Origin of the sequence: Microcoleus sp. Pol12A5, assembly GCF_036701435.1 — a bacterium.
Lineage (GTDB): Bacteria > Cyanobacteriota > Cyanobacteriia > Cyanobacteriales > Microcoleaceae > Microcoleus.
Map to the genome: position 1 here is coordinate 1 of NZ_JAUBQU010000184.1, position 7,918 is coordinate 7,918.

Genomic DNA, 7,918 nt, shown 5'->3' on the forward strand with positions numbered 1-7,918 from the left:
ATGAATTACGCACTTGATTTACCTAAATACTTCATCTTATCATGTTTTAGGTTGAAATTAAGATGCGTTTACCCTGACTAAATAGCTAAGCGCCAATAAAAATTACTGTGTAACTGAGTCAGTTCGCGATCGCCTGGGGGGCTAGAAACCAGGTTTCTAGAAAAATCAAAGGTTTAGTAACGATAAATATATCAAGAAACCCGGTTTCTCAGCTCAGCGTGAACAAGTCATAAAACCTTAAAAATGTTATCAATGCAAGAGATTGCTTGCCTTGGCTCGCATTGACATACTTATGTATTATTACTGGTGTAGGGTACACAGTTCGCACCTTACTTAAACCGACAGTGTACCGTGTTCCTGCAGCTTTTACCTCTGATATTAAATATTATTAATATCCAGCAAATATCCCTTAAGATGTAATTATATAGTTAAAAACAGGAGTGAAAAGATGTTTGATAAATATAGAGTTAAGAGCATTAAAGGAGTAGTTCTAGTTATGGCAGGCATTAGTGCGATTCCCTACCCTTCGGGAACCCCTACGGGGAACGGGATAGCTTCGCTTCACGGCTTTTTGACAGCCTCAGCAGAAGCCGCTCCACTAAATCAACCGATTGGCAAAGTTCGGGCGATCGCACCCAACACTTTGGGCAATAATCAACCGCTGCAAATTGCTCAAGTTGAGGGATGTCCGAGAGCGGAAATGGTGCAATTTTTCGCAACGCCCAACTTTTCTATATACATTTGCAAAACCCAGGAAGGCGATATTTTTTACCGAGGCCTCAGTAAAATAAATGGCACCCAAATCAATGTAATGCAAGTAACTACAGGTGACGACGGAACTTATGAAGCGACTAACGGCAATATTATCTATTCGATTAACCCCCAACGCCTGCAAGTCCGCCAGAATGGTAAGGTAATCTTGACCGAAGCTGTCATCAAGTAACACTAACTGTTAGTTAATGATAAATTAACTAAATTTAGGGTGTATTTTATTTAAGTTAAAAATTCAAGAGCCTCAAAAACATATTGATTCCTAAATAATCAAATAGAATCAGTGGTAATGCTTATAAAATTGACTAACTTTTGTTTAAATACCTCTGAATTAGGACGATCGCCACAATATCGTCCACCGGTCTCGGCGGCGTCCGCATCCCCTGGGGAATCAAGCGAGAAAATCCCGTCGGAGGGTACATTTCCCAGTAGCGTTCCTTGGCTTCCAAACTGCTGAACCTCTCGTCAACCCGAACAATTTCGATCTCCGGCGACAAGCTCTGCGTCAGTTTTTGTTTCCAACTCTTAGAAGTCGTTTGATCTCCCATCACTAATAACTCAATGGGAAACTGTTCGCACAAAGATTGAATAGTAGATATCGCTGCTTCCGACAGCACAACTTGATGGTAGCAGACCTTCTTATCTCTACCCATTACAGCTAGGCCGCATTTGTCTTTACCGGGATCGAAACCTAAAATCATAGCCAGTTACCCATTATTAATTACCAAATTTATTTTTTAATGTTCAAATCTCCGGGGCCTTGTTTTTGTTGTCCGGTACGAAAAACAACGGCTCCGTTTTCAAGAGCCACTAAATCTATTTTAAGCGGGCCCGCGATGTAAGTGACATCTGTGGCGATCGCCTGAACGTCCAGCGGTTTCTCGTACTGCTGCAATCGCTCGATAAAACCAGCCAAAGTTTCAATCTGATTGTCTGCCACTTGAACTCTACCGCCGACAACACCGATCAGGCGAGCGCGAAATTGACAAGCTTCTATCAATTGCAGCAACTGCTGTCGCACCTGTTCGTCGGTTAAAGTCACCGGATCGATAGCAACCCCTGCAATGACATCTCCAGCGCGGAACACAACTCGATTGATTTCTGCTTCTGCAAATACCTTAATTACCTTTTCTTCCCGCAGGTAATTAGCGCCGGCGACAATCCGCACCACGTAGTCTTGACCGTCTTTAATTTGACTAATGAGTTGATCGATTTCTGCTTTAGTAATTTGAATAACCTGCTCCCTAACCTTTCTATTTTCGGGCTGCATGAGTCCGACGGTGGTTTTATTTGCTTCTTGCAAAAGCCGATCGATCGCGCGACTCGCCATACCGGGTTCGAGGATGCGAACGACGCCAGCAGCTAAAATTTGACCGCGCCTGATGGCAACTGTACCCTCGCGGATTGCCTGAAAATCGCGTTCCAAAACTTGCACTTGCTGCTGCAATAAAGTTTGTTGCTGTTCGAGTTGAGCTTGTTGCTGTGCCAAGGTTTCTAAAAGTGCTTCTCTCTCGGCAATTACTTTGTCGCGCTCGACAATAGTTCGATCGCGCTCTGCCAGATTTTGCGCCCGCTGGGCAATTTCCTTGTCCCGCTGGGCAATTAGTTCGTTGCGATCGACAATTTCCTTGTCCCGCTGGGCAATTTCTGCGTCTCGCTTGGCAATTTCTCGATCGCGCTGGGCAATTTGAGTTTTTACCTGCTCGATTAACTGTTGGCGTTCCTCTTGCAGTTGGGCGATTTCCGCTCCTAAAGTCGTTTTTTGAGCAGAAACTGTTTTCAATTGGTTCTCGGTGCGATCGAGCTGAGCTTGTGTAGTCGATCGGGCCGTTTCAACCAGTTTCAATTGTTCTTCGGTGCGGGATTTAGCCGCTTCCACACTGCTGAGCTGTTCTTCTGTCTCGGATTTAGCCGCTTCTACCTGACTTAACTGCTGTTCAGTTTTAGACTTGGCTGCTTGCACGCTGTTGAGCTGGGCCCGCAGCGAGTTTAATTTTGTTTGCGTCCGAGCTTGCTCGGCATTAGCGGCTTGGAGAGATTGATTAATTTGCTCTAAATTCGCTCTAGCTTGCGCTTGAGCGGCTCTGGCTTGAGCTAATTCAGTTTCTACTCGATTTTTTTCTTGAGTGGCCTGGTTGATTTCTCGGCGGGCGTTGTTGAGCCTTTTTTGAATCTCGTCTATTCTAAAAACTCCGGTTCGCAGCGGCTTGCTAGTAGCAAACAAAATGCCCAGAGTCAGTGCTGACAGGATGCTGCCAGCCATCACTGTCACAACAACAGCAGTATCGCGGGGGCGAAGTTTGAATAAGCTCAACCTTGCCTTGCCGACTTTCGTCCCAAGGCGATCGCTGACAGTGGCGATCACACCCCCTAACACTAAAATTACAAATACCAGGATGTATCCAGCAGTCATTCCGATTTTAGATTTTGGATTTTGGATTTTGGATTGAATCTAAAATCCAAAATCCAAAATCCCATACTTTCTCGGCATCAAGTGAATTGCTGGCTTAAGGCCACCGGGTTGTGGACTGTGATCTTTTTCTTGTGGATCGAGATCATGGTTTCTTGTCTGAGATCCCCGAGCAAACGAGTCACAGTTACCCGTGTCGAGCCGATCGCTTCGGCGATCGCCTGGTGGGACAGCTTCAAATCTATCGTAATCCCCTCTGTACCGGGCACGCCAAAATCCCGGCACAGAATCAGCAAAAAGCTGACGAGTCTCGAACCCATATCTCGGTGCGCCAGCGTTTCAATCATCATCTCGGTTTGCAAAATCCGAGACGACAGTCCCCGCAGCATCACCATCGAGAGTTCCGGGTCTTCCTTGAGCGCTTTCTCGACTTGTTCGATCGGCAGCGAGATCAATTCCACCGGCGTAAAGGCTACCGCGTGGTAAAACCTGTCCGATCGGTGTCCCGTAATCAGAGACAGCACCCCAAATACGCTATTTTCGCGTAGGAGGGCGACTGTAATTTCTTCCCCTGCTTCATACACCCTGGAGAGCTTCACAGCACCTCTAATGAGAACGTAGACGCGCTCAGCCGGGTCTCCAGGGAAAAAAATTGTCTTGCCCCGTTCAAAGGTTTCCACAATGGGTGGAAACGCCCCGCCGCTGATTTGGCGGAACACGGCTGCTAGCGGTCTATCATGCGTCACGACTAGATCCTTTGTACTAATCAATACTTTATAACTTGCCGATTAACCTTTATTGAGTAAATATACAGCCCAACCTCCAATATCCAAGGATTCGGTTACTTCCATCTAATGTTAAGGTAAACACGCACTGTATGATTAAATCTAGCCCTTCTCTTAACTTTTTCAATTCCGCCCCCATGTAGCTCCACAGCAAAATTAATATCAATTGTGTCTCAATTGTGTCTCAATTGTGTCTGAATCAGTTAAAGCTGAATCAGTTGTGTCTAAACTGGCGGGGTTGTCGCAGAGAGCCAATGAGAACGGTGCTAGTTGCTTCTAGAAGAAATACAGATGATAGATTTGACCGGAAAAAATGCTCTTGTTACGGGCATTGCCAACAATCGCTCGATCGCGTGGGGTATCGCTCAGCAGCTCCACAAAGCTGGGGCCAACCTCGGCATAACTTTTTTGAAGGACGAGAAAGGCAAGCACGAGCGCAAAGTCGCTGAACTGGTGGAACCGCTCAATCCCAGTCTGTATTTGCCCTGCAATGTCCAAGACGAGAGCGAAATTGAGTCTACTTTTCAAACCATCGCCGAAAAATGGGGCAAGTTAGATGTCCTGATCCACTGTCTGGCTTTTGCCGGCAAGGACGAGTTGTCGGGAGATTTCACCAACACTTCGCGCCAAGGTTTCTCCAATGCTTTGGACATTAGCGCTTACTCGCTGGTACGGCTTTGTGCAGCAGCTAAACCGCTGATGGCCGAGGGTGGCAGTATTGTGACGCTGACTTATTTGGGCGGTGTCCGGGTAGTTCCTAATTATAATGTAATGGGAATTGCTAAAGCAGCTTTGGAAATGAATGTTCGCTATCTGGCAGCAGAACTGGGCCCGTTAAATATTCGGGTAAATGCGATTTCTTCGGGTCCAATTCGGACTCTGGCTTCGTCAGCAGTTGGCGGTATTCTGGACATGATCCACCACGTTGAGGAAGTGGCGCCGCTGCGGCGGACGGTGACTCAGCAGGAAGTAGGAAATGCTGCGGCTTTTCTGTGCAGCAATCTCGCTAGCGGGATTACGGGTCAAGTTTTGTATGTCGATGCTGGTTACGAAATCATGGGAATGTAATAGCTGGTAAACAGTTGACAGTTGACAGTTGACAGTTGACAGTTGACAGCGAAGTTTTTAGACAGTTAACTGTTGACAACAAGATGTGCAAACAGTCAACTGTCAATAACTGTCCGTTGTCCGCTACAAAAGTGTTAATCCCAAATTACTAATTAATTCTAATGAATGACCCATTGCAAATTATGGAGATAATCGATCGCCCTTCTGTACCTCCTGCAACTTCAGTTCAACCAGCTAGGGCCGCCTTGGTGAAACGCACGACACTGGAAACGGATGTCACTGCTAGCCTCAATCTCGACGGTGTAGGAACTTGCAAGGCGTCTACGGGGATTCCGTTTTTAGACCATATGTTGCACCAGATTGCTTCTCACGGATTGATCGATTTGGACGTGCAGGCGATCGGTGATTTGGAGATTGATGACCACCACACGAACGAAGATGTGGGAATTACCTTGGGCCAAGCGCTAGCAAAAGCTGTCGGGGATCGATCGGGCATTTCTCGCTTCGGACATTTCATCGCACCTTTGGATGAAGCTTTAATTGAAGTAGTGCTAGATTTTTCGGGACGGCCTCACTTAAGTTACAGCTTGGAAATTCCCAACCAGCGGATCGGCACTTACGATACTGAATTAGTGAGAGAGTTTTTTTCGGCGGTGGTGAACCACACTCAAATGACACTGCACATTCGACAGTTGCAGGGCGGAAATTCTCATCACATTGTAGAAGCGGCATTTAAGGCATTTGCGCGAGCTCTGCGGATGGCGGTAGAAATCGATCCGCGGCGCGCCAGTCGGATTCCGAGTTCTAAAGGGGTTTTGTAGTTTGGGGTTTGCAGTAGCGCTTCTGGGCTACTGCAAAGCTGTAAATCAAAATATATCTGCTATATAAGACATCTCCAAAATAGTAATATGCTGTGGTAAAAGAACATAAGAGACATTTTTTACACAGAAAAATGAGCGACCTCTTGAATTCTATTGAAGAGAATCATAAAGAAACACAGCGATTAATTGGTGTAGAATATGAACAGTTACAACAATTGCTCCAAAATGCCTAACGATTACATCCTGAAAAACAAGCTTGACTAGAATCCAAGCAAGTGAGAATAGACATATCCATGAACTTATTTTTTTGGTATAATTAAGGCAGCAAAGTAATCAGTTGAAGCCCACGAGTTGACTAATAAACTACCTCGAAAAAAATTCCTAAAGATCTAAGCGTTTAATTAATTGGGATTAATTACGAACAGTTACAGTAGTTAGTTAAACAGGCTGAAGTTTTTCACAGTCAAAAACAACAAGAGATTGAATCCAAAAAAGTCAGGCTTAACAAAAAATGCCGGCTGTAAAAATAAATTATCCATTGCCGACTAAATTATTTTAACTTTATACCAATTCACTCTGAAGATACACTAAATGAGGGTGATTTCTCTCTGGTTGTAACTATATACTCAGCGTTATGTTAAGTGCAGTTTCATAGTAAATTGTTATTAGTTTATCTTCCTCAAAGTAGCAGTTTTGAATATTTAGGAATTCAATTTGAAGTCAGTGAATCAGCAGCTCATAATATTTTTCCATACTGGTTAGTTATTCTCGGTTAATTATTACCGGCTAGTCTACTAGAACAACTAAAAAAAAGAGAGCGATTATGAATTAGTAAAAGAAAATTTAACCCAATATCAATTAACAGTAGATAGCGCCGAGCAGCCTGTAGAGCGTCCTTCAGACCAAAAAGAACATAAATTTATATTCGGTAAAAAAATTATACCTTAAAAAATCAATTGACTGTATTACCAAATGGAAAAGATATTGTTGATGTCAAAATTGGAGATCCAGGCTCCACTATCGATATCAGTCAATTCCGAGCCCATCTCTCTCAATTTTCTGAACATCAAAAATTTAAAGGAGACAAAGGCTATATGGGAGAAAAGCAAATATCTACTCCTCATAACAAACCGAGAAAAAGATAATTAACCGACCAGCAAAAACAAGAAAATAAAAAATTTTTAGCTAAGCGAATCTATGTCTAACACATGATTAAACTCCTCAAAATATTCCGAGTAGCTCAAGAAAGATTTCGGCTCAAAAGGGAAATTTACTTACTCGTAATTTGCGCAGTCTGCGATCTAGTAAGAGTCACGATAGGAAGGAGCTTTAATTTTACCTGACTATAATTCCTGTTAGCCTGGATGAAAAATGGTTTAACTTTCATAGATAGATAGTTTGAGGCAATTGTTAACACAAATTACTTACTGGAGTTGAGACTAAAAAATAGGCTCAGTTAGTTACTGAGTCAGAAAAAGCTTTGGAGTTAGTTAAATCCTAGTGATTAAGAAGCTACTTTTCGATGTTTTTGAAAGCGACCCTTGCCTTTTTTCACCACAGGATAGCGAGTTTTAGGAGTGCGTTTTTGACCGGGCGAGCAACCAGGGGATTTTCCGCGTCTTTTGGGAGCGCTCGTCGGAGTTCCAATCTTGACCAAAAGTGGAAACATTGATTGCACCACCCGTCCGGGAGTCAAATTGGTGAGAGGTTTTTGCCATGGTAAATGAAAATCCCGGACTAAATCTCTAGCTAACCATAACTGCCAAGTCAATAGGGGCATAAGAGTGCTCCATCAATCGCATTGCTCTGTTGTACTCAACTGTGGTTGAGTCCAAAATAAGGTTTGCTTAGCTAAACGATACCAATGAGCGATAGCAAAGCGACGCAAATATAGCTGTCCAATTTCTTCAAGTTGTGGCAGATTTTCACCCACCCAAACCAACCATAAAGGCTTAGCTTGACGAGCATTGCTGGCTCCATCTTTTCGTTCCAACAGAATCAGTGTCATGGAGTGAGCAGCGCTGGCTCCAAAATGCAAGTTCTGCCATTGCCTCCGTCGCAAT

9 protein-coding genes and 1 pseudogene are annotated in these 7,918 nt (G+C 44.1%); 5 read left to right on the plus strand and 5 right to left on the minus strand.

The genetic code is table 11. From position 1 onward, the window contains the following. The first annotated feature begins 448 nt into the window (after positions 1–448). Positions 449–943 (plus strand): hypothetical protein, encoded by a 495-nt coding sequence (locus QUA45_RS26775; RefSeq protein WP_333101093.1) that lies wholly within the window; start codon positions 449–451, stop codon positions 941–943. Between the two features lie 133 nt (positions 944–1,076). On the opposite strand, the gene QUA45_RS26780 is transcribed toward QUA45_RS26775, so the two are convergent. The 3 genes from QUA45_RS26780 to ntcA all read right to left on the minus strand — a co-directional run bounded on the left by QUA45_RS26780 (position 1,077) and on the right by ntcA (position 3,927). Beyond that, the gene (locus QUA45_RS26780) at positions 1,077–1,472 is read right to left on the minus strand and encodes a pre-16S rRNA-processing nuclease YqgF (protein WP_333222842.1); all 396 of its coding nucleotides are present in this window, start codon (positions 1,470–1,472) and stop codon (positions 1,077–1,079) included. Between the two features lie 29 nt (positions 1,473–1,501). Continuing rightward, positions 1,502–3,184 carry a DUF3084 domain-containing protein gene (locus QUA45_RS26785; protein WP_333222844.1) on the minus strand — a complete coding sequence of 561 codons (1,683 nt, stop codon included), beginning with the start codon at positions 3,182–3,184 and terminating at the stop codon, positions 1,502–1,504. A gap of 77 nt (positions 3,185–3,261) precedes the next feature. After that, the gene (gene ntcA, locus QUA45_RS26790; RefSeq protein WP_006634020.1) at positions 3,262–3,927 is read right to left on the minus strand and encodes a global nitrogen regulator NtcA; all 666 of its coding nucleotides are present in this window, start codon (positions 3,925–3,927) and stop codon (positions 3,262–3,264) included. A gap of 330 nt (positions 3,928–4,257) precedes the next feature. Here ntcA and fabI point away from each other — a divergent pair, with 330 nt between their 5' ends. The 4 genes and pseudogenes from fabI to QUA45_RS26810 all read left to right on the plus strand — a co-directional run. Further along, positions 4,258–5,034, plus strand: coding sequence for an enoyl-ACP reductase FabI (fabI, locus tag QUA45_RS26795; protein ID WP_333076152.1), 777 nt, complete (start codon positions 4,258–4,260; stop codon positions 5,032–5,034). A 182-nt stretch (positions 5,035–5,216) separates the two neighbouring features. Further along, positions 5,217–5,855, plus strand: a complete 639-nt coding sequence (gene hisB / locus QUA45_RS26800; protein WP_333067416.1) for an imidazoleglycerol-phosphate dehydratase HisB — start codon at positions 5,217–5,219, stop codon at positions 5,853–5,855. Between the two features lie 641 nt (positions 5,856–6,496). After that, positions 6,497–6,631, plus strand: a complete 135-nt coding sequence (locus QUA45_RS26805) for a transposase family protein (protein WP_333222847.1) — start codon at positions 6,497–6,499, stop codon at positions 6,629–6,631. A gap of 168 nt (positions 6,632–6,799) precedes the next feature. Then, positions 6,800–7,000, plus strand: a pseudogene (locus QUA45_RS26810) (transposase family protein); the annotation flags it as partial. Between the two features lie 359 nt (positions 7,001–7,359). Here the strand turns inward: QUA45_RS26810 and QUA45_RS26815 are convergent. Together QUA45_RS26815 and QUA45_RS26820 are read right to left on the minus strand one after the other, a co-directional pair. Then, a complete protein-coding gene (locus tag QUA45_RS26815; protein ID WP_333222849.1) occupies positions 7,360–7,635 on the minus strand; it encodes a hypothetical protein in 276 nt (91 codons plus the stop codon). 12 nt (positions 7,636–7,647) lie between these two features. Continuing rightward, positions 7,648–7,918, minus strand: a 271-nt coding sequence (locus QUA45_RS26820; RefSeq protein WP_333222851.1) for a hypothetical protein, incomplete at its 5' end; no start/stop codon positions are given.